Annotated in this window: 13 protein-coding genes; 7 read left to right on the top strand and 6 right to left on the bottom strand. The window is 71.0% G+C overall.

Translation table 11 applies throughout. The features are described 5' to 3' along the window. Positions 1–77 precede the first annotated feature (77 nt). Together JGU66_04360 and JGU66_04355 are read right to left on the bottom strand one after the other, a co-directional pair. Complete coding sequence (locus JGU66_04360; GenBank protein ID MBJ6759984.1) at positions 78–4,682, bottom strand: translocation/assembly module TamB; 4,605 nt, start codon at positions 4,680–4,682, stop codon at positions 78–80. Next, a complete protein-coding gene (locus JGU66_04355) occupies positions 4,679–6,895 on the bottom strand; it encodes a BamA/TamA family outer membrane protein (GenBank protein ID MBJ6759983.1) in 2,217 nt (738 codons plus the stop codon). The genes JGU66_04360 and JGU66_04355 overlap by 4 nt, the downstream gene beginning before the upstream one ends. Before the next feature lie 96 nt (positions 6,896–6,991). On the opposite strand from JGU66_04355, the gene JGU66_04350 reads away from it, so the two are divergent. Then, the gene (locus tag JGU66_04350; GenBank protein ID MBJ6759982.1) at positions 6,992–7,294 is read left to right on the top strand and encodes a hypothetical protein; all 303 of its coding nucleotides are present in this window, start codon (positions 6,992–6,994) and stop codon (positions 7,292–7,294) included. 37 nt (positions 7,295–7,331) lie between these two features. Here JGU66_04350 and JGU66_04345 read toward each other — a convergent pair whose 3' ends face one another. Next, complete coding sequence (locus tag JGU66_04345; protein ID MBJ6759981.1) at positions 7,332–8,882, bottom strand: 4-alpha-glucanotransferase; 1,551 nt, start codon at positions 8,880–8,882, stop codon at positions 7,332–7,334. Between the two features lie 87 nt (positions 8,883–8,969). On the opposite strand from JGU66_04345, the gene JGU66_04340 reads away from it, so the two are divergent. The 4 genes from JGU66_04340 to JGU66_04325 all read left to right on the top strand — a co-directional run bounded on the left by JGU66_04340 (position 8,970) and on the right by JGU66_04325 (position 11,565). Further along, complete coding sequence (locus JGU66_04340) at positions 8,970–9,542, top strand: DNA-3-methyladenine glycosylase (protein ID MBJ6759980.1); 573 nt, start codon at positions 8,970–8,972, stop codon at positions 9,540–9,542. A 47-nt stretch (positions 9,543–9,589) separates the two neighbouring features. Further along, the gene (locus tag JGU66_04335) at positions 9,590–10,192 is read left to right on the top strand and encodes a sigma-70 family RNA polymerase sigma factor (protein ID MBJ6759979.1); all 603 of its coding nucleotides are present in this window, start codon (positions 9,590–9,592) and stop codon (positions 10,190–10,192) included. 81 nt (positions 10,193–10,273) lie between these two features. Next, positions 10,274–10,513, top strand: a complete 240-nt coding sequence (locus tag JGU66_04330; GenBank protein MBJ6759978.1) for a zf-HC2 domain-containing protein — start codon at positions 10,274–10,276, stop codon at positions 10,511–10,513. Then, on the top strand, positions 10,510–11,565 hold the full coding sequence (locus JGU66_04325) for a radical SAM protein (GenBank protein ID MBJ6759977.1): 1,056 nt from the start codon (positions 10,510–10,512) through the stop codon (positions 11,563–11,565). The genes JGU66_04330 and JGU66_04325 overlap by 4 nt, the downstream gene beginning before the upstream one ends. Before the next feature lie 9 nt (positions 11,566–11,574). Here the strand turns inward: JGU66_04325 and JGU66_04320 are convergent, their stop codons facing one another. Both JGU66_04320 and JGU66_04315 read right to left on the bottom strand, forming a co-directional pair. Beyond that, a complete protein-coding gene (locus JGU66_04320; protein MBJ6759976.1) occupies positions 11,575–12,744 on the bottom strand; it encodes a lanthionine synthetase C family protein in 1,170 nt (389 codons plus the stop codon). 30 nt (positions 12,745–12,774) lie between these two features. After that, entirely contained in the window at positions 12,775–14,289 is a 1,515-nt protein-coding gene (locus JGU66_04315) for a hypothetical protein (protein MBJ6759975.1), read from the bottom strand. A gap of 557 nt (positions 14,290–14,846) precedes the next feature. On the opposite strand from JGU66_04315, the gene JGU66_04310 reads away from it, so the two are divergent. Next, positions 14,847–15,467: a DedA family protein gene (locus JGU66_04310; GenBank protein ID MBJ6759974.1), complete on the top strand. Its 621-nt coding sequence runs from the start codon at positions 14,847–14,849 to the stop codon at positions 15,465–15,467. A gap of 93 nt (positions 15,468–15,560) precedes the next feature. Further along, positions 15,561–17,705: a hypothetical protein gene (locus JGU66_04305; GenBank protein MBJ6759973.1), complete on the top strand. Its 2,145-nt coding sequence runs from the start codon at positions 15,561–15,563 to the stop codon at positions 17,703–17,705. 9 nt (positions 17,706–17,714) lie between these two features. On the opposite strand, the gene JGU66_04300 is transcribed toward JGU66_04305, so the two are convergent. Continuing rightward, complete coding sequence (locus tag JGU66_04300; protein ID MBJ6759972.1) at positions 17,715–20,861, bottom strand: ABC transporter substrate-binding protein; 3,147 nt, start codon at positions 20,859–20,861, stop codon at positions 17,715–17,717. Between the last annotated feature and the right edge of the window lie 2 nt (positions 20,862–20,863).

Raw genomic sequence — 20,863 nt, 5'->3', positions numbered from 1 at the left:
GGAGCCCCGGTCAGTTTCCACTCTCTCGAAAGATGGGATGTCTGCCTTTGGGGCGGGTGTGGGCTGACCTGGGTGCTTCAGTATTCGTTGGTCCAGATGAGGTCCAGGCCGCCGTGGCGCGCATCGCCATACTGGCCTTCCACGCTCCACCGAGGGCCGAACTGGTATTCGAAGCGCACGGCGTTGGCGTTCTCGCCTTGTTGCAGGTTGGCGCCGACGCGGCCGGTGTAGCCCACGTAGATTTTGTCCGTGACGTAGGTGCCCACCTCCAGCTTCGTGCCCGCGAGCCCCGCGCCACCGGCCTCGATGGAGAGCACGTCCAAGGGCAGCTTGGAGGCCAGCGTCTTGCGCGCCTGGTTGGCGATGTACGAGCCCACCACCGAGGCGGCCTGCGCGCCCGCCGTCATGGACGCGCCGGAGTTGCGCTCCAGCGTGCGGCGACCCGTGGCGAGCAGCGTGTAGATTTCGGACTCGGGCAGGGGCGGCTCGCTGCTCGTCTTCAGGGTGATGTCCTTGCCCTGGCCGCGGATGGTGACGAACACCGTGACCTGCGCCGAGTCGTTGCGGTGCTCGGCCGTGACGTTGATGTACGGCGCGAGGGCCGGGCCGGTGAAGCGCACCTGGCTGTCCTTCTGCACGTCGAAGCGGCGGCCCAGCACGTCCACGCGGCCGAAGAGCACGGTGACCTCGCCGAACATGCGGGCCTCGTCCGTGTACTCCAGCCGGAAGTCATCCGAGAGGCCGAGCTGGAGGTTCAAGTCGGAGCCCTTCACCCAGATGTTCCGGGGCGCGTGCACGTTGACCCAGTACGCGCGGCGCGCCGGTTCGGGCTCGGGAGTCGGGGTCGCGCCCTCGGGCGTCGCGGTGCCGGGGGCTGGCGACTGCGTGGCGGTCTTGCGCTTGCGCCGCTCCACCGGGACGCCGTTGCGCACCATCACCACGTCGGTGGGACGGTCGAGCGACTGGAGGTCCTTGCGCTTGATTTCGGGCAACTCGACGTGGGCCTCGGGGATGGACAGGTCGGTGAGGTGCACGAGCTGATCCGACAGGCTCCCGCGCATCGTCATGTTCATGCTCAAGAGCGCGAGCAGCTGGTCGTCCACCACGATGGGGAAGTTCTTCGTGGTGCCCTTGCCTTCGAGCGCGTACTCGTCGCCCTGGGCGCGCTGGGCCTGCGCGGTGAGCTCCAGCGAGCCGTTGCCCGCCTGCGCCGAGAGCCGCTTGAGCTGGATGTTCTCGCGCGTCGCATCCAGGTCGAGCTGGATGCCGCGGTACTCGCCGAACCCTTGAAGCCCCAGCTTGCCGTCCGTCCACTGCAGCGTGCCCTGGAACGTGGGCGCGCCCACGGTGCCGCCCAGCCGAGCCTGGGCCTGGAGGATGCCGCCCAACGTGCGCACGGCCTGCGAGGCGCCGGAGAGGAACGACGGGTCGAAGTCGTTCGCGCGCAGGTTCACCTCCAGCGGCGCGCTGGCGATGGGCAGCGATGGGGCCTGGAGCGCCGGGAGTGACAGGTCCAACGTCAGGCCGCCGTTCACCTGGAGCGTGCCGCCACTGGCGCCGGAGAACATCGCGTCCACCGTGGAGCGCTGCGACGCATAGGTGTAGTGCGCGCGCGCCTGCCCGAGCGCGAGCGAGCCCACGCCCAGCTTCTGCACGGTGGTGGTGAGGTCCACCTGCGGCGCCTCCAGCGTGCCGTGGGCGAGCATCTCCAGGGCGAGCAGGCCTTGCAGCCCGCGCGCTTCGCCGCCCGGGTGCGGATGCAGCTCGTGCAGAGGCACGGGGCCCGCGTGGCCCTTCAGCTCGAAGGGCACGTGGGCGAACACGTCGCGGTCCTGCAGCGCGGCGAGGGGCGCCTTGAGCACGAGCGTCAGCTCCGCGAGCGCCTCCTGCTGCCGTTGCGCGTTCAGCGTCAGCTTCACGTCCTCGGTGCTGGCGACGATGGCGAGCTGTCCGTCCATGGGCGGCGCGCCGTTGAGCGTGGCGTTCTTGGCCAGCACGTCCACCCGGCCCACGGGCGTCACCAGGGAACCCGAGGCCGCCACCTGCACGGACACCGTGCCCCCGGGCGCCTCCACACCCGGCATGCCCTGGAGCAGCGCCAGCGACAGGTCCGCCAGCCGTGCCTCCACTTGCACGGGGGTGTCCAAGGCCTGCGCCACGGTGGGCGGACGCGAGAGCATGCCGTTCAGCGTGAAGGGCGTGCGCAGCACCGCGTAGGTCTGCGAGCCCAGGCCCTGCACGTCCACGCGCGCGTCCAGCGTCTGGTCTTCTGGATCCGAGCCCGCGCGCAGCTCGAAGGAGAGCGGATGCGCGAAGAGTTCCTCGGGGCGGCCGGTGTAGCGCAGCTCGCGCCCGCGCAAGGTGAGCGCCACGCGCGGATCCTTCGCGGTGCCGGTGACCTCCAGCAGGCCCGCGAGGTGTCCGGTGGGGCTCGGGGCTGGTGGCGCGTCGGACTCGGACTCCGGCGCGGGGGGGCGGACGAGCGCCATGGCGCCCGCGATGTCGACATCCTCCAGGTTGACTCGCAGGGACACGGGCTCGCGCCGACGCCGCAGGAGGCCCTGGATGGGGACGTCGAAGTCCGCGGTGGCGTGCGCCGCAGGGAGCCCCGCGCTCAGCGTGCCGGTGGCGCGGTCTCCGGACGAGCGAGCCTTCAGCCCGAGCGCGAGGTGCTCGTATCCCTTCGCGCGACCGTCCTTCCACGCGAGGTCCGCATCCGCGTCGGGGCGAGACAGCGCGCCGCGCGTGGCCACGTGGCCCGTGACGGTGCCGCCCAGGCCCAGCGACTCTGGCACGAAGAGGCGCGGCAGCTTCGCGAGGTCCACCGCGCCCAGCTCCACGCGCGCGTCCAAGCGCGAGCCCACCTTCGACATGCCCACCGAGAGCGACTGCGACTCGGAGGCCAGCGCGAGCGGCGGCTCCACGGCCACGCGACCACCGCCGAAGCGCACGTGCGTGGGGTGCCGCAGCGTCCAGGTGGCCTCGGGCCAGGACAGCGACAGCGTGCGCACGTCCAGCCCGTCGCCGCTTGGGTCCACCTGTCCGCGCAGCCCGAGCGCGAACTGCGCGTCGCCGGCGAGGTTGATGTGCGCCTCCAGGTCCTGGTTCTGCGTGGCGATGACGGCGGAGAGGTCGCGGAAGGCGCGGCCCCCGGTGCGCAGCTCGGCCACGGCCAGATTGGCGTCGGTGGTGAGGGGGCGCGTCACGTCGGGGATGTCCACGTGCAGGCGCAGGCCCTTCATGGCGAAGTCGCCGTAGGTGAGCGCGGCGAAGTCTCCGTCCGCTTTCAAGTGAGGCGTGCGAGGCGGGCCATCCAGCTTCAGGTCCAGCGCGCCGCCGCCCGCGAGGGGTGGCACCACGCCGCCCGGCACCAGCCGATTCAGTGCGCGCGAGAGCTGCTCCAGGTTCGTCGCCTGCAGCGTGCCCGTGGCGCGCAGGGCCTTGGTCGTGCCCTCGCCCGTGGCCACGAGTGACGCTCCAGGCACGAGCACCCGCAGCTTCGCGAGCTGATAGCGTCCTTCCTTCGCGCTCGCGCGCACCTCCACGGGGCCCACCGACTGGCCGCGGTACTCGGATGGGGACACGGTGAGGACCGCGTCGCCGTCCAGGGTCTCCAGGCTCGTGCCGCCGCCCTTCGCGACGAGGTCCGCGGACAGGTCCGTGGCGATGCCTTCGTCCATCAGCTCCGCGAGATTCACCGCGCGCGCCTTCACGGTGAGCCCGCTCGAGCGCAGGCGCTCCAGGTCGAAGTCACCGTCCACGTCCAGCGTGGCCTTCGCCGCGCCCGCGGCGAGCTTCGCCTTCACCGTGTCGCCGTCCAGGCCCGCCGTCCCGCGCACCGTCACCGGCACCCTCAGCGGCCAGGAGGAGAGCAGCCCCTGCGCCAGGGCTGGCGCCACCGTGAGCCGCCGCAGGTCCAGCGCGAGCGTCTTGGGCCCCGACTGTTTCGCGGCCGCGTCCAGCTCCAGTCCCGCCACGGTGAGCTGGAGATCCACCTCGCGCGCGTCCTCCTGTCCCGAGCCCTTCACCGTCAGCTTCACCGGGCCCGCGGTGGGACGACTGAGCGCGCCCGCCGCGTCCAACATCACGGTGAACGCCTGGTTCGCCAGCGCGTAGGTGCCCGAGCCCGTCGCGGAGAACTCCTCCAAGCGCGCCTGCCGCTGGCCACCGTCCGGCAGCTCCTGCTGGAAGTCGACGTACGCGTGGGTGAGCTGGAGCGCGCTCAGCGACAGCCGCAGGCGGTTGGGTGTGGGGGAGGGCGGCTCCTCGGGCTTGGGGTGTCGCGGCGCCACCGCGCGCGAGAGGTTCAGCCCCCGCTCGTCCTGCGCGAGATAGAGGCGAGGCGTGTCGAGCTTCACGGAGGTGAGGTCGACGGAGTGCTTCAGCAGCCTGGAGAGCCGCACGTGGGCCTCCACGCGGGCGACCTCCGCGACCAGCTCGCCCTCGGGCGTGTACAGCTTCACGTCCGTGAGGGCCACGTGGCCCAGACCCACGTCCAGACTGCCCACTTCCAGGCGCCCCGCGAGCTGCTCACCCGCAATCCCGAGTCCCTGGCGCAGGAGCCACGCCTCTCCCGGACGGCTGGTCGCGAAGAGCAGGGCGCCCGCGACGAGCAGCACGAGCAGGGCCACCAGGCCGCCCAGTCCCCATGCCAGTCGTCGTCGCCAGCGCGCGCGCTTCAAAACGCCTCTCCAATGGAAATCTGCAGGGCGCACATCCCCTCGGGCGAGCCCGCGAAGGTGCCTTCTGGAGACGTGGGGCCGGACAGGGGCGCCTTCACGACCTTCCGTCCGATGCCGAAGCAACCTCCGGCGGTGGGATAGGTGTAGCCGTCGGTCGCGACGGGCAATCCCCGCCCGATGTTCAACCGTCGCGCGATGTCCAGGCGGATGGGGCCGACCACGGTGAGGTAGCGCATGCCCAAGCCCACCGCGTGGTAGTGGTCGGGGCCGAACAGCTTGGGCGAGTCCTTGCTCAAGAAGCCGTTCACGCCCACCAAGCCCGAGTCATAGAAGCTGGCGAGCACGAAGCTCTCGGAGATCTGATAGCGCAGCTCCAGCGAGCTTTCGAACAGGCTGTTGCCGCCCACGGGGACGGTCTGCAACTCGCCGTTGTCCGGAGAGCCCACGGCCACCATGGGGGACAGCCGGTTGCCGTTGAAGCCGCGCATGAAGTTGGCGCCGCCGGAGAAGAAGCGCGTGACGATGGAGCTTTGACTGCCACCCAGCGTGTTGAGCGTGCCCATGCGCAGCTTGGCCGCCATCGTGACGCGGCGGCGCTCACCGAAGGACTCGTAGAAGCGCAGGTCCGGCAAGAGGCGCACGTAGTTGAAGTCCCCGAAGAGCGGCCCGCCGCCGCGCTGCACGCTCAGGCCCAGGTAGTAGCCGTCGCGCGGCTCCACGGGGTCGTCTCGCCGGTCCCAGGCGAACGCCACCTCCAGGAAGCTCAGCGCTTGGGTGCACTTGCTGGAGGCGCTCGCAGCGCAGCCGAGGACGATGGGCGGCACGGTCGCGTCCGCCGCGACGCTGCCGTTGAGCCGGTACACCTGGAGGTTGTACGAGGGGAAGACGCTGAAGCTGGGGTGCGGCTGCCAGATGACGCCCGCCTGGAGGCGCCCGCCCAGGTAGTCATACGCCTGCTCCACGCCCTTCTCGCCCGTGAGCGAGGACTGCAAGCGCAGGTCGCGCAGGAGGAAGCGCGGCTGCTCGAACTCGGCGGTGAGGTTGAAGATGGTGCCGCTCTTGGCGCTGGAGTTGTCCGAGCTCTTGAGCGCGGCGATGACGTTGGGGATGAACGCGTAGCCCGCGCGTCCCCGCAGCGTCAGTCGGCGCAGGCCGCCGTGGAAGTTGCGGTGCGTCCACTCGCCCAGCAGGCGCACCTCCTGTCGCGCGGCATCCACGCCGATACCACCGCCCAGCCGGATGGACCGGAAGGGCGCCTCGCGCACGTCCACCACGATGGGCACCGTGGCGTTCGTCCGGTCCGGCGCGCCGCGGTTCACCTTGGCCGCGCCGAACACGCCCATGCGGAACACGCGGGCCTGCGCCTCGGCCAGCGCGGACTCGCTGTAGTACGCGCCCTTGTGCACCGCGCCCTGGGCCTGCTCGATGATGCGCTTGGGCGGCACCTGCGGGTTGGCGTCCGTGGCGACGAAGATGTTGCCGAAGCGATAGCGCAGGCCCGGCTTCGCCTGGAGGTGGATGGTGGCTTCTTGCGTCGCCACGTCCACCTGCACCTCGCCCGTCACCTCCGCCTCCGCGTAGCCCAGCTCGCGCAGGCGCTGCTTGAGGTCCTCCTTCGTCGTGGCCCAGGCCTCCTCGCGGAAGATGTCGCCCTCGCGCACGGGCAGGTTCGCCAGCAGCCGCTCGCGCTGCAGCGGGGTGGGCGCGGACTCTCCTTGGGACAGGGACTCCAGCCCTTCGATGCGGATCGCGGCGATGCGGGTGGGCTTCCCCTCCTGGACGCTCACCTCCAGCCGGACCGTGTCCTTGCCAACCTCCTGCACTTCGTTGGCGACGACCTCGGCCTGGTAGAAGCCCTCGGCCGCGTAGTACCGCTCGATGCGGCGCAGGTCCGCCTGCCACGCGTTGGGGTCGAAGTAGTGCGGCTTGCCGAACGGCCAGAAGGCGTACCAGGGCGTGGCCGAGGTGAGGATGCGGTCCTTGAGGGCCCCCTCGGAGACCTGCTTCGTGCCCTCGATGTCCAGGGCCTCCACCTTGGGGCCCGGCGGGGGCTCGGACACGGTGGCGCAGGCCGTCACCAGCGCCAGGAGGGCGGTGGCGAACAGAAGGCGAAGGGAGCGGAGCGGGACGACGGCGGCCACGGGGCCGTTTCTAGCCGGAAGTCCGCGCGCTGAGCTGTTTCCCTTCGTTTCGGCCACGAGACTCTGTCGCATTGCGCCCCTGAAAACTCCTTGCTCAGTGTCGGGTGTCTCTCGCTCGGGCGCCAGAGGACGTGCAACCCGGCTCGGGGTGCGCCAGATTGGGGCTCTATGTCATGGCGAATCACGCTGCTGCTGTCGGCCTCCCTGGCGCTGCTCGGCACCGCCTGCGGGGTCAGCGAGGACGAGGTGGTGATCCTCAAGGAGGGCGAGAGCCTGCGCGATGCGCCCTACTGCGGCTCCCTCGGCTGCGAGGACCCCTACAAGTTCTGCGCGGAGCTGTTCTTCGACTTCGGCCGCTCGCCCCCCATCTGCGTGGGGGATGACATCTGCGCGCGACTCCAGTGCGCCAACGACGGCCGGCGCTGCGCCGTGTTCGACGGCTTCCCGGGCCAGGTGAAGTGCATCAAGTGAGCACTTCCCCGGTGAGCACTTCCCCGGGGCGTGTGGCTCAGCGCCGAGCGGACGCGGTGAGCCACGCCAGCCGCTCGGCGGCCTCTTTCGTCTGAGGGTTCGTCAAGAGCTCGGATGCATCCTGGGCCATGCGGTACGCCCAGTTGGCGTCGCTCATCGAGCCCGGCAGGTTGATGCGATCGCGCGTGCCCAGCACGTCCTGCCACGGCAGCACGCACAGGTCGCTCCCCGCGTTGAGCGTGGCGGCCAGCGTGGCGCGGTGGATGTCCGGGGTGAACTCGCGCGTCAGCGGGACGCCGTGGAACTCCGGCCACGCGCGCGCGGCGGCGTGACGCTCGTCGTCGCGGGCGCCTTCCCACCACTCGGCCACGGTGTCGGTGTCATGGGTGCCGGTGGTGACCAGCGACACGGCGGGGAACTGGTGCGGGTCGCGGTACGTGTGGTCGTCGCGCTCCCAGCGCATCACCCGGTAGCCGGGCAGCTGGAGGTTCGCGAGGATGTGGCGCACGAAGGGCGGGATGACGCCCAGGTCCTCGGCGACGATGCCGGCGCCCTCGGACAGGAGCCGGAAGTTCCGCTCGCCCAGGCGCCGCTGGCTGTCCTCGTCCGGGGGCGTGAAGCGGCCCGTGGGCGTGTGCCCGTCGCGGATCCACTGCCGGAAGTAGCCCACCGCGTGGTCCACCCGGCGCAGGTCGTAGTAGCTGGCGGCCTTGGCGGCGCGCTGCTTGAGCCAGCGGTAGTCCTCGCGCTCCATGGCCGCGAAGTCGAAGTAGGGCAGACCCCAGTCCTGGCCCGTGGCGGAGAAGTCATCCGGCGGCACGCCCAGCCGCGCGTCGCGGCGGAGGATGGCCGGGTGGGCCCAGCAGTCCGAGCTGTCCTGCCCGATGATGAAGGGCTCGTCGCCGCACAAGAGCACGTCATGCGCGCGCGCCTGGGTCCGCATCGCGTTCCACTGCGCCTCGGCCAGCCACTGGAGCCACGCGTGGTAGCGCACGCGGCGCTCCAGCTCCTGGGCCTTGCCGCGCAGGGCCTCCGGGTGGCGCGCGCGCAGCCCCTCGGGCCACTCCCACCACGCGCGGCGGGACTCCTGCTCGCTGATGGCGGTGAAGAGGGCGTAGTCCTCCAGCCACTCGCCCTGCGCCTCGCGCCACTGCTGGAACTGGCGGGCGCGCTCGGTGCGAGGGGCCCACGCCTGGGCCTCGAAGTGCTCGAACGCGCGCGCGAAGGCGGCGTCCTTCAGCGGGAACACCAGGTCGTAGCGGATGCGCGGCGCGGCGCGGGCCTCCCGCAGCTGATGGCGCTCGGCCTCGGAGAGCGCGCCCTCGCCGCCAGTGGCCTGGTACTCGGGCACCTGGGACAGGTCGATGAAGAGCGGGTTGAGTCCGAACGCCGAGCGCGTGGCATAGGGGCTGGAGTCGCCCGGGGCCGTGGGCAACAGCGGCAGCACCATCAGCAGCCGCTGCCTCGCGGCGCGCATCCACCCGAAGAGTCCGGGGAGGGCGCCGAAGTCGCCGATGCCGAAGTCCGTCTGGGAGCGCAGCGAGAAAAGAGGAAGGAGAAGACCGGAGAGCCGGCCAGGCGTGGACATGCCGCGCAATCTGCCCCAGCCCCGCGCCGGTGTGAACTGCCTCGCCGCGGTTGACGTTCCCTGGTGGGCGGGAGACAGAAGGTGTCCATGGACCCGCTCGATGAGGCCTTCTATGCCCGCCCCGCGCTGGTGGTCGCGCGCGAGCTGCTGGGCGCGCTTCTCGTCGTGGAGGAGGGCGGCTGGCGGCGGGTGGGGCGCATCGTGGAGACGGAGGCCTACGTGGGGCCGCACGACCTGGCGAGCCACTCGTCCAAGGGCCTCACCCCGCGCACCGAGGTGATGTTCGGCCCCGCGGGCCGCGCGTACGTCTACCTCATCTACGGCATGCACCACTGCTTCAACGTCACCACGGACACGCCGGGCCACGGGGCCGCGGTGCTGGTGCGCGCGGTGGAGCCGGTGGAGGGCCTGCCCCCGGAGGCTCGCACGGATGGCCCGGGGCGGCTGTGCAAGGCGCTGGGGCTGACCATGGCGCACAACCGCACGCCGCTGTTCTCCCCGGCGCTCCACTTGCTGCCCGGCGCGCCGGTGCCCGAGTCCCAGGTGTCCCGGGGGCCGCGCATCGGCGTGGACTACGCGGGGGCCTGGGCCGCCGAGCCCTTCCGGCTCTGGGTTCGCGACAGCCGACATGTCAGCCGGGCTCCGGCCAAGCGGGCATGAGGTCGGCCTTGACGCGGAGCGCGGCGACTGGTTGGGTGCGCCCTCCCATGTCCGACCAGGTCGACACAGGAGACGACCGCCGACTGCTGGCGCGGGCGCAGGACGGCGAAATCGCCGCCTTCGAGGCGCTGGTGGAGGCCCACCAGGACAAGGTGTACGGCCTGGCGCTGCGGATGACCCGCTCCGAGGCGGACGCCGCCGAAATCACGCAGGACACCTTCCTGTCCGCCTATCAACACCTGAAGGACTTCCGGGGAGAGGCCGCCTTCGGCTCGTGGGTGCATCGCATCGCGGCCAACCACGCGCTCATGCGCCTGCGCCACCGGCGGGTGGCCCAGGCCGTCGAGTCCGAGCTTCAGGGCCCCGAGTTCACCGAGCGGGGCACCCTGGCGGACTACCCCCTCTCCGACTGGGGCCAGAACGCCGAGGAAAAGGCCCTGGACGCCGAGCTGGGCGTGGCCATCCAGCAGGCGACCGACCGGCTGCCCGAGGGCTACAGGGAGGTCTTCCTCTTGAAAGACGTGGACGGCCTCAGTTACGAACAGATTTCAGAGGCAACGGGGGATTCCATCCCTGCTATCAAGAGTCGTCTGCACCGGGCCCGGCTTGCGCTTCGCGAGGCCATCGAGCAGTTCTACCAGCCGGGATGATCGCGGGATTTGAAACCCGCCGGGGGGCTCGGCATCTTCGTAGAAAGAGGATGATGCGCGCCGCAGCCAGCCGAGGTTCGGATGTATACGTGTAAAGATTCCATCAACCTCCTGCTGGAGTACCTCGACGGCGAGATGACGCCGGAGGAAGCGCGCCATTTGAAGGAGCACTTCGCGGGCTGCAGGCCGTGCGAGGAGTTCCTGAGCACCTACCGGGCCACGTCCGGGATGTGCAAACGGGCGTTGGCTCAGCGGATTCCCCAGGAAGTCTCGGCCAAGCTGACCGAGTTCCTGCGGTCGAAGATCAAGCCCGCGTCTTGAACCTGAAGCAATTGTCCCTGCCGGAGCTGCACGAGGCGCTGGCTCCGCTCGCCCCCACGCCGGTGGCCGTCCGCAAGGTGTTCGCGGCGGTGTTCGCCCATGGCCTGCCCTCGGTGGAGGCCATCTGCCGGGCGCCCCAGGTGCCGCGCCGCGTCGCGGACCACCTGCGCGCGCACGCCGAGATGCCGAGCCTCCGGGTGGTGGAGCGGCGCAAGGCGGACGACGGCTTCGTGAAGTACCTCTTCGAGTCGCCGCTGGGCGGACAGATTGAAGCGGTGCGCATCCCCATCTTCGACGAGAAGTACGTCGTCTGCGTCTCCAGCCAGGTGGGCTGTGCGCTGGCGTGCGACTTCTGCATGACGGGGAAGCTGGGCTTCAAGCGCAACCTCCAGACCTGGGAGATTCTGGACCAGGTGCTCCAGGTGCGCGCCGAGGCGGACCGGCCCGTGCGCGGCGTCGTGTTCATGGGGATGGGCGAGCCGCTGCTCAACTACAAGGAGACGCTCCGGGCGGCGCAGATCCTGTCCAACCCGGCGGGCTTCTCCATCTCCGGGCAGTCCATCACCTTCTCCACCGCGGGGCATGTGCCGGCCATCCGGCGCTACACGCGCGAGGGGCACCCGTACCGGCTGGCCTTCTCGGTGACGAGCGCCATCGCGGAGAAGCGCGCGCAGGTGCTGCCCATCGAGAAGACGCACCCGTTGCCGGAGCTCATCGAGGCCATCCGCGAGTACAGCGAGGCGCGGCGCGAGCGGGCGATGATTGCCTACGTGGCCATCCAGGGCTTCAACCTGGGGCGCGAGGACGCCGAGGCGCTGAAGGTGGCCTTCGAGGGCATCCCCATCAAGGTGGACCTCATCGACGTGACGGACCCCACGGGGAAGTACCTGCCGCCCACGGCCGAGGAGCTGAGCGCGTTTCGCGACCACCTCCAGATTCTCAAGGCGCCCATCGCGCGGCGGTACTCGGGCGGCAAGGAGATTGGCGCGGCCTGCGGCACGCTGGCGGCCAGCCAGTACGGCGGCACGGTGCTCGCTCCGCCCGGTGAGTGACACGCCGCCTCAGTGCGGCGGTGTGAGCCCGGGCAGGTCGTGGAAGCGCCGGGGTGAGTTCTTCAGAAGGCGGTGGAGGAACATCCCGATTCCCGCGCCGCCCATGCCGTAGTCGTGGCTGACGCGCAGCAGGTAGCGCCCCGGGAAGGCGAGTCCCGTGGGGCGCTCGATGCGGAACAGCAGCGTCTGCCGGGCCTTCTGTCGGGCCAGCTCCAGGTACTGCGGCTCGCCCGTCACCTGGTACATGTCCAGGAGCGTCTCGCCCATGGCGGTCAGCCCCTCGAAGAGGTGGGGCGCCGCGGAGAAGAACACGCCGCAGCCGCGCGCCGCCCGGCGGGCCACCTGGAGGTAGCGCTCGTCCTGGAGGACGGCGAAGAAGCGGATGAGGGTGGACGCCACGCCCGCGCCGCCGCGCAGCCAGTAGGGGCGGTGGCCGGTGGCGCCCGCGGTGACACCCCACACGAGCGCGGCCCCTCGCTCTTGCGCGTGGGCGATCTCGAAGTCCAGCGCGCCGCGGGCCGCGGCGAGGTAGCGCGCCTCGCCGGTGGCGCGCCCGAGGTAGAGCAGGAACAGCGCCGCGCCGCTGCCGCCGAGCGCGAAGCCGAGCCGCGCCACGGACTCCCCTTCGTTGCGCCACCAGAGGCCGTGCTCGTGGGACTGGGCGTTGGCGAGCAGGTGGTCCGCGGCGCGGCCCGCGAGCGCGAGGTACCGGTCATCCCGGGTTCGCTGGTGGAAGGCGAGCGCCGTCAGCCCCCAGCCCGCGACGCCATCGAAGATGTCCACGGCGCGAAAGGCGAGCGGTGAGGTGGAGACCTTCTCGAAGAGCGCCTGGGCGTGCTCGAGCAAGCCCAGCTCCGCGAAGGTCCAGGCCACTCCCGCGATGCCGGAGTAGAGGCCCGGAGGATACGCGGAGGGCTCCACGGGCTGCGCGAGGAGCCACTCCCTCGCGACCTGGGGAAGCTCTCCCAGCACGTCGTGGAGGAAGAGCGCGGGCCCGCAGGCGCCATAGGCCAGGTTCAGCGCGTTCGTCTGGAACGCCATGGCGTCCGGAGGGAAGAGGCGGTCCGCGCGGCTCGGGTCCATGGTGCCGACCATGTGCCGGGCCAGCTCGCGGAGCGTTTCCTGGAACGAGTCCGCCTCTGGCAGGGCCGGGGCGGAGGCGAAAGGAGCGTGCGACATGGGAAGGTCCTGGTTCGTTCGCGAGGGGACTCAGCCGAGAGGACGAGGACTGGCCGCTCCGGCTCCGAGGGGATCCCACGCTCGGGCCTGGGCGCGTGCCGTGTCCGGGTGGCCCTCCAGCAGGGACTGGATGATGTCCTTGATGGGCGAGGGCAGGCCGCCTTCGATGAAGTGGTCCAACACGCGGAAGACGGGCTGGGCCTTGTCCAACTCGAAGAGGTTCTGGATGGGGCAGACCAGGTTGTAGAGGAGCATTCCGCACGCGTAGAAGTCGTCGGACGACTCCAGCGCATGGGCCTGTCGCCGCGAGGGATTGCGGAACCCGGGGTTGAACCACTGCGCGGAGAAGGGGGACGTGCCGCCCTGGGCGAGCGCGGCCTCGAAGTCGATGAGGCCCAGCGCGCCCGTGTCCCGGTCGAGCAGGACGTTGCCCGGGGAGATGTCGCCCACGAGGATGCCGCGCGCGTGGATGGCGTCCACCGCGTCGAGGAGTTGGAGCGCGAGGGTGCGCCACGTGACGCAGAAGCGGAGGACGCGCTCGGGGTCGTCCATGTCCGTCATGACGATGAAGTCATCGTTGGCGCGCAGCGTGGCGAGCGGCGTTCCGCCCACGTGCGAGATGACCAGGAACGTGTGCTCCCACTCCTGGAACATGTCGAGGGCGCGAGGGACGAAAGGCAGTCCGTCCAGGCGCTGGAGGATGTCGTGCTCGTGGCGGAGCGCGACGGTGGCGTCCACGGACAGCTCGGCGCCCATCCACGCTTCGGTGTAGGGCCGGGCCTCCTTGATGACCACGGTGGCCCCGGTGGTCCGGTCCACTGCCTTGTACACCCCTCCGGTGTTGGTGAAGGCGAGCGCCTCTCGGACCTCGTAGCGCCCGTGGAGCAGGCCGGAGTCGTCATCCCCTTCCGGCTCGGGGTCCGGCAGCGGATCCTTCACCCAGTCTGGGAGCTGGAAGTAAGGCAGACGGTCGTCCTGGACATAGGTGCCGTCCGGCTTGCGAACCATGAGGTTGCGCATGCCATCCACGCGCAGGTCATACATGCGCTGAAAACCGCCGTAGCGGTAGAAGACCACCTTGCTGTCCCGATAGCGCTTGTCCGACAGGATGTAAGGGCCCGTGAGGTCTCGGGTCGCCTGATAGAGCTGCTCGATGAGCGCGAGGAAGGTGGGCTCATCCTTCGGGTACAGGGTGATGAACTTGCCGGAGCCGTTGCGCGAGTAGCGCTTGGAATTGAGGAAGCGCAGCAGCATGGGCGCGGCGATGATCTTGAACATCACCTCGGCGCGCGCGCACAGGGGCGCCACCCGTTGGAGCAGCGTCGCCGCTTCCGCCACGGGCGCGGACAGGTGAATCTTGAAGCCTTGTGGCTTCAGGATGGTTCGCTCGGAGCCCGCCTGGAGGAAGATGTCGAAGCGGTTGACGCTCCAGTCCGGCGGGAGCAGGGACTTCAGCAACTCCGCGTAGCCCGAGGTGGCCGGAAAGCGGCTCAGCGTCTCGAAGTATTCGGGGTCGCACAGCGTATAGAACGAGAACTCCTCCATGAGGCGCTCCGGCTCCGGGTGGGGGCTTGTCTGAGAAACCACGGCCACCCGTTCAGGCGGAAAGCTTGAACAGACCGGAAGGGGTGGCCGTGCACTTCACATCACGCGTGTGTCCATGGGGTCGCCAGGGGCACACGGGCAATGACTAGCTGCCGCAGCCGACGCTGCAGCCGCTGTTGCCACCACTCACCACGATACACATCACGCTGCTGCCGCTCGCGGCAACTGCGGTGGTCTCCTCGGTCGGAAGCTTCTGAAGGTCGAGAATCTTCTTCATGGCTGACTCCTCGGTTGTAGGTGAAGTACGGCGGGTGAAGCGTTGAAAAGTCTATGTTGTTGAGTTTCTAAGAATCAACAGATGGCAGTGAATTATTGAAATACGTGAATGGGTAGCGATTGACACGGTCTGGGTCTCGTTTGTCTGTCTTTGTGCGTCATGCGCTGCCCGAGGGCGGGCGGGTGTTGTGAAGCCAACAGTTTCCGCGGTGCGCGAAAGCCTTTTGTGGCGGGCCCGGGCGACTTATGTCTGGTCCGAGCGGAAGGAAGGACGCGCCATGGTGGTGGCATTCATCGACAAGCTCATCGGGACGCTGGGGCCGTTCGGGCTGCTCGTGCTCGGGATGGCGGCGACGCTGGAGTACGTGGTGCCGCCCTTTCCGGGGGACACCATCACCTTGTTGGGCGGGGTGTACGCGGTGCGCGGTGCTCAGCCGTGGCCGCTGGTGTTCCTGGTGGTGACGGTGGGCAGCGTGGTGGGCGCGGCCATCGACTATTCCGTGGGCCGGTGGCTGGCCCGCCGGTTCGATGCCCATCCCGAGTGGAGCTTCTTCGGCCTCACCCACGCCCGACTGGTGCAGGTGCAGGCGCGGATGCGGACCACCGGGCCGTGGCTGCTCATCATCAATCGCTTCCTGCCCGGTATCCGCGGCGTCATCTTCATCGCCGCGGGCGCCGCGGAGATGCCGCGCTTCAACGCGCTCCTGCTCGGCGCGGTGTCCGCGATGGCGCACACCGCGCTGGTGCTGGGGTTGGGCATGGCGGTGGGAGGCAACCTGGAGCGGCTGACCTTCCTCATGAGCCGCTACCAGTACGCCGTCATGGGGCTGGTGGTCGTCGCGGTGGTGGCGCTGACGGTGCGCGCGCTGGCCCGGCGCCGCGCGGCGCCCACGGGGCCGTGACGAGGCGCCCGTGGGACGCAGGGGCGCGTCGGCTCGCGGACGCCCAGGTGGGCGATGATTGCGCGTCTCCAGGTTGCGCGCTTGAGTCCCGCCATGGTTCGTGCCCGCTCCTGGTGGCTGCTCCTCGTGGCGCTCGTGTTCGCTGGCGGATGTCACTGCGGTGACGGAGGCGTGAGCGGCTCGCGCGGCGGCTTCCGCGTGCGCGACGAGGGCGAGGTGGACTTCGGCCGCGTGCTGGAGGGCACCCAGGAGCGCCGCTCCGTGACGCTGGTGGCCACCGGGCGCGCCAGCGCGTCCGTGACGGCCTCGGTGGAGGGCGGGCCCTTTTCAGTGGTGACCGCGAGCGTGATGGTGCCGGGGGCCGGGGAGACGGCGGTGGACGTGGTGTTCACCGCGGGCGGCAGCGCCGAGACGGGCACGCTGGTGCTCACCTCGGGTTCCACGTCGGTGTCCGTGCGCTTGAAGGGCCTGGGCGTGCATCCGCTGACGTGTCTGCCTTCGGCCGAGTGCCGTGAGTCCCGCTTCGACCTGGCGACGGGCACCTGCATCGAGACGTCGCAGGAGGACGGCGCGTCGTGCAATCCCTCCAGTCGCTGTCAGGAGCACGGGCGCTGCCTGGCGGGCGTCTGCGTGGGCACGCCGCGCTCGTGCAACGACGACAACCCCTGCACCGTGGACTCGTGCTCGCCCACGCGCGGGTGCGTGAACACGGACGTGGTGTGCCCCGCGTCGAGCAACCCCTGCAAGGTGGGCGTGTGCAATCGCAACCGAGGCTGCGTCGAGTCGGATGCCGAGGACTTCCAGCCCTGCGGCTCGGTGGACTGCAAGCACGCCAACGTGTGCTTCTCCGGCGCGTGCAAGAGCGTCCCCACGCCGGAGGGCTTTCTTTGCGCGCCCGCCACCGCCTGTCAGGGCGAGGGGCACTGCGCCAGCGGCGAGTGTGCCCGTCCCGACGCGGGTGACCTGACGCCCACGTTCAGTCAGGTGCTGGGCGGTGCCCCCGTGGCGGAGGGCGGCGGCCCGGTGCTGCTGTCCCAGGGAGGCGCGCTGCTGGCCTCGGTCTGCGATGCGGACGCGGGCTGCCGCCTGGTCTCGTACACGTCTCAGGGACTCCTGCGCTTCGAGTCGCCCTATCCCGATGGCGGCCCGCGCACGCTCGTGGCCAGCTCGGATGGCGGAGTGCTGCTGCGCGCGCCGGAGGCGCTGGAGTCCTATGCGCTCTCGGCGGGTGGGGCGCGGCAGTGGGCCGCGTCGCTGGGCGCGATGTCGCCGGAGGACGCGGGCCTGGAGGGGTGGCGCGCGGAGACGGGCGCGGGCCAGGTGGCGCTCACTTCCGAGGGGGACATCCTCGCGTACGTCACGTGGACGGCTCCCGAGGCGGACGGGGGTGTCTCCACCTCGCCCCGCGCCGCGCGACTGGTGAAGCTGAGCGCGGATGGCGGAACGGTGCTGCGCGCGGGGCCGCTGGAGCCGGGGCTCGGCGCGGGGCGGCTCGCGGTGGACGCCACCGGTCGTGCCTATCTCTTCACGCCCGAGGGCCGGCTGGTGCTGGCCGAAGCGGAGGACTCGGATGCGGGGGCCGCGGCGCTGCGGCTCGTCACGCTGGGCGACGGGGTGCCCGACGCGGGCCTGTCCTTGTCGGTGGCGGCGGGGCGGTTGTGGCTGGGCGCGAGCGCCTTCACCGACACGGATGGTGGCGTGCGAGGACGCGCGGACTGGACGGAGCCGAGCCAGCAGCTCTCGCCGTGGAGCGAGCCCGCGCTGATGTCCCCGACGTCCACGGGCTATGCCTTCGCGCTGGCGTGTGGGCGCCCGCCCGGCGTGCCCTGTCCTCCCGAGGAGGTGCGCGTCGTCCTCCGCGCGTTCGACTCGGATGACGGGCGCCGCTTGTGGGACGTGGACGTGCGCCCCTTCGACACCTCGCCCGGCGCGCTCCTGGAGGCGGCGCTCCTCGATGGCGGTCGGGTGGGCGTGCTCGCGGACTCGGAGGTGTCGGGAGGCCGCCGCACGTGGCTGGAGATGTTCGCCGCGGGCAAGCGCGTGTCGATGTGTCCGCTGCCGGGCCTGCCGCACGTGGCGGGCGCGGTGTTCGCGGGCGGCGCGCTGAGCGTGGTGCTGGAGCGCGATGGGGTCTGGCGCCTGGAGTCCTATGCGCTCGACCACGGGGCCGTCGCGGAGACGCGCGGCTGGCCGCAGCGCCACGGCGGTGCGTCTGGGGCACGCCGCGCGGGGCCGTAGCGGTTCGCCTCAGAAGCCCGCGTTGGGGTCCACCCACAGGTCCTCGAAGCGGACCTGGGGCGGCGTCTGGTGCAGGCGCAGTCCCTGGATGGCGGGCGAGGCGGCCGCGTGGATGCGGTCGTGGAACAGCGGGATGAGCGGGCAGTCGTCGTGGAAGATGCGCTCGGCGCGGCGGTAGAGCTGGTCGCGCAGCTCCGGGTCGATGGAGACGCGCGCCTCGGCGGTGATGCGGTCCAGCTCCGGGTTGCGGTAGCCCACCGGGTAGACCGTCTGCGCGCCCGAGTTGAGCAGGAAGTGGAGGAAGGAGTCCGGGTCCGCGAAGTCCGCCAGCCACAGCGTGCGGAAGGCCGGAATCTTCCCCTCGCGCAGCCGCGCCGTGTACTCGAGCGACGGCATCTCCAGGTGCCGCAGCTCCAGCAGGCCCGCCTGCACCAGCGGGCGGAACAGCACGGCGTCCTCGGCGGACGTGTCGCGGCCCGCGGGATGGTGGATGGTGAGCTGGAGTCGGCGCACCCCGGCGTCGCGCAAGAGCTGCTCCGCGAGCGTCACGTCGGGCCCAGGCGCGGGGCCCAGGTCGCCCGTGTCGAGCAGCTCCGGCGGGGTGAGCGTGCGGGCCACGCGCGCGCCCGGGTGGAACTGCTCGACCATGCCGGGGACGTCCATGCCGGCCCGGAGCGCGCGGCGCACGCGCACGTCGTCGTAGGGCGGCTCGCGCAGGTTGAGGCCCACGAACGCGGTGGACGGCGTGGTGCTGGCCACGACCTGGAAGGCCTCCAGCCGAGGCTCCTCGGTGTGCTCGGTGGGCAGGAAGGACACCAGGTCCACGTCGCCGGTCAGCAGCCGCGTGATGCCCGCCTGACGCGAGTCCACGAGCTGGAACTCCAGCCGGTCCAGCATGGGCGAGCCGCCGCGCCAGTAGGTGGGGTTGCGCTCCAGCACCACGCGGTCGGGCTCGAGCGCGATGAGGCGGAAGGGCCCGGTGCCCACCAGCCGTCCCGTGGTGTCCACGCGGGCCACGCTGGTGGCGGTCAGCGCCATGAGCTGGAGGAAGAAGGCCTTGGGCTCGCGCAGGCGAATCTCCAGCGTGCCCTCGTCCAGCACCTCGATGCCTGTCACCTCGCGCGCCAGCCCCTGGCCGTACTCGAGCGCGCCCTCCACGTCCTCCAGGAGGCTGCGGTCCGGCGAGCGCACCGCGGGGTCCATCAAGCGCTCCAGGTGTCGCTTCACGTCCTGGGCGGTGAGCAGCGTGCCGTCATGGAAGGTGACGCCGCGGCGCAGATAGAAGCGGTAGCGGCGCGCGGAGGGGTCCGCGTCCCAGCGCTCGGCGAGGTCCGGCACGAGCAGGCCGTCCTCCAGCCGCAAGAGCCCGGAGAACACGCAGGCGGTGAGCTCCGCCATCTGGTTCTCCACCGTGAACAGCGGATCCACCGCCTGCCGGTTGCGCAGCGAGGCCGTCTGGTGCAGCGCCACGCGCAGCCTGCCGCCCACGCGCGGGCTGGGGAGCTGGAAGCGGAACACCTCGGCCTCCAGGCTGCGCGCCTCGTGGCCCAGCTGCTCCACCGTGCGGTCCAACCCATCGCCGATGCGGATGACCCGGCGCGCGTCCTCACGCACCTGGGCGACCTCCTCGCGGATGGCGGCGTCACCTCGGGTGAGGACCGCGTGCGCCATGCGCAGCTCGTCGATGGCCGCGCTCAGCCGCATGACGGCCTCGGACAGCTCGCGGCCAGTGTGGGCCTGGGCCTCGGCCTTCTGCGCGGCGCCCTGGCCCACGCGCGCCATCTCTTGCGTCTGGCGCACCAGCTCGCGGGCATGGCCGGACTGCTCGATGGCCATGCGCGTGACGTCCTCCACGCGCGTCGCCACGCGGCGGCTCGCCTCCACCACGGTGGAGCCCTGCGCCTCCAATCGCTGCGTCTCGGCCACCGTGGCCTCGACGGCGGCGAAGGTGCGCTGGGTGATGGTGCGAATCTCGGCCAGCGCCTCGGAGGCCCGGTCTCCCAGCTGCACGCCCGCGGTGGCCTGCTCGCGGCCCTCCTGCACCAGCGTCACGGCGGTCTGCACCGCGTCGCGGATGCCCGTCACCATGGCGCCAATCTCGCGCGTGGAGCGCGTGGTGCGCTCGGCGAGGCTGCGAATCTCGTTGGCCACCACGCCAAAGGGGCGGCCGTGCTCGCCGGCCTGCGCGGCGATGATGGCGGCGTTGAGGGCCAGCAGGTTCGTCTGGTCGGCGATCTCCTGGATGACGTCCACGATGCGGCCGATGGCGGTGGAGCGCGCGCCGAGCGTGCCCATCAGCTCGGCCGCCTTGCGCACCGTCTCTTCCACCCGGTACATGCCCTGGACGCTGTCGCCCACCAGCAGCTCACCGTGCTCGGCGGTGGCCGTCACCGCGTGGGCCAGCTGGTTCGTCTCGTTGGCGCGGCGGCGCACGGCGTCGATGCCGCCCTCCACCATGGCCACGAAGTCCTCGGCCTCGCTGGCGAAGCGGCCCAGCTCGTCGCCGGACGCGGCGATGTGCGCCAGCCGCTCGCTCATCGCCTCCATGAGCGAGCTGGTGCTCTGGCCGAAGTCGTTGACGGTGGCCATGCCCGCCACCACCTGGTGCAGCCGCTCGGTCATCTCCAGCAGCGCGCCCGTCGTCTCATGGGCGAAGGTCTCCAGGTGCTGCACGCGCTTGACCGCGGTCTGGAGGCTGTCCCCGCTGCTGCCCACCGCGGTGAGCGTGCGCTCCACCGCGCTGCCTTGCCGCCGCGCCGCCTCGAGCAGCTGCGTGGCCTGCTCGCCCACGCCGTTGCAGGTGCGGTGCAGGTTCGCCGTCACGCGCTGCACCTGGGACAGCGCGCGCCGCAGCGACAGCACCAGCCGGCGCACGTCCTCCTGTCCCTCGAACTCCTGCCGGATGGGCGTGGCGAGGTCTCCCTCCGCCAGCCGGCCCATCACCGCGCGCCGGGCATGGCGCCGCAAGGCCGCCCACCGGAACCACGCCAGGTAGCCGCCCACCAACCAGAGCGCGGGCACGCCCAGCAGCAGCACGGCCCACCCTTCCACGCCGTGCGGCTCTCCCGTCACGGCCCGCAGGAGCAGGCCCAGCACGAGGGCGGACGGGAGGCCCGCCGCGACCCCGAACGCGAAGAGGTACCGTTTGGCTCCCATGG

The sequence above is a fragment of the Myxococcaceae bacterium JPH2 genome (assembly GCA_016458225.1).
GTDB lineage: Bacteria > Myxococcota > Myxococcia > Myxococcales > Myxococcaceae > Citreicoccus.
The sequence above is the reverse complement of the archived record's forward strand: the minus strand, read 5'-3'. Positions and strand labels throughout refer to the sequence as shown.

Bases quoted from the DNA above. Each gene is read 5' to 3' on its own strand.
- JGU66_04355 (MBJ6759983.1), bottom strand. From the start codon at position 6,895: ATGCGACAGAGTCTCGTGGCCGAAACGAAGGGAAACAGCTCAGCGCGC.
- JGU66_04350 (MBJ6759982.1), top strand. From the start codon at position 6,992: ATGTCATGGCGAATCACGCTGCTGCTGTCGGCCTCCCTGGCGCTGCTC.
- JGU66_04345 (MBJ6759981.1), bottom strand. From the start codon at position 8,882: ATGTCCACGCCTGGCCGGCTCTCCGGTCTTCTCCTTCCTCTTTTCTCG.
- JGU66_04340 (MBJ6759980.1), top strand. From the start codon at position 8,970: ATGGACCCGCTCGATGAGGCCTTCTATGCCCGCCCCGCGCTGGTGGTC.
- JGU66_04335 (MBJ6759979.1), top strand. From the start codon at position 9,590: ATGTCCGACCAGGTCGACACAGGAGACGACCGCCGACTGCTGGCGCGG.
- JGU66_04330 (MBJ6759978.1), top strand. From the start codon at position 10,274: ATGTATACGTGTAAAGATTCCATCAACCTCCTGCTGGAGTACCTCGAC.
- JGU66_04320 (MBJ6759976.1), bottom strand. From the start codon at position 12,744: ATGTCGCACGCTCCTTTCGCCTCCGCCCCGGCCCTGCCAGAGGCGGAC.
- JGU66_04315 (MBJ6759975.1), bottom strand. From the start codon at position 14,289: ATGGAGGAGTTCTCGTTCTATACGCTGTGCGACCCCGAATACTTCGAG.
- JGU66_04305 (MBJ6759973.1), top strand. From the start codon at position 15,561: ATGGTTCGTGCCCGCTCCTGGTGGCTGCTCCTCGTGGCGCTCGTGTTC.
- JGU66_04300 (MBJ6759972.1), bottom strand. From the start codon at position 20,861: ATGGGAGCCAAACGGTACCTCTTCGCGTTCGGGGTCGCGGCGGGCCTC.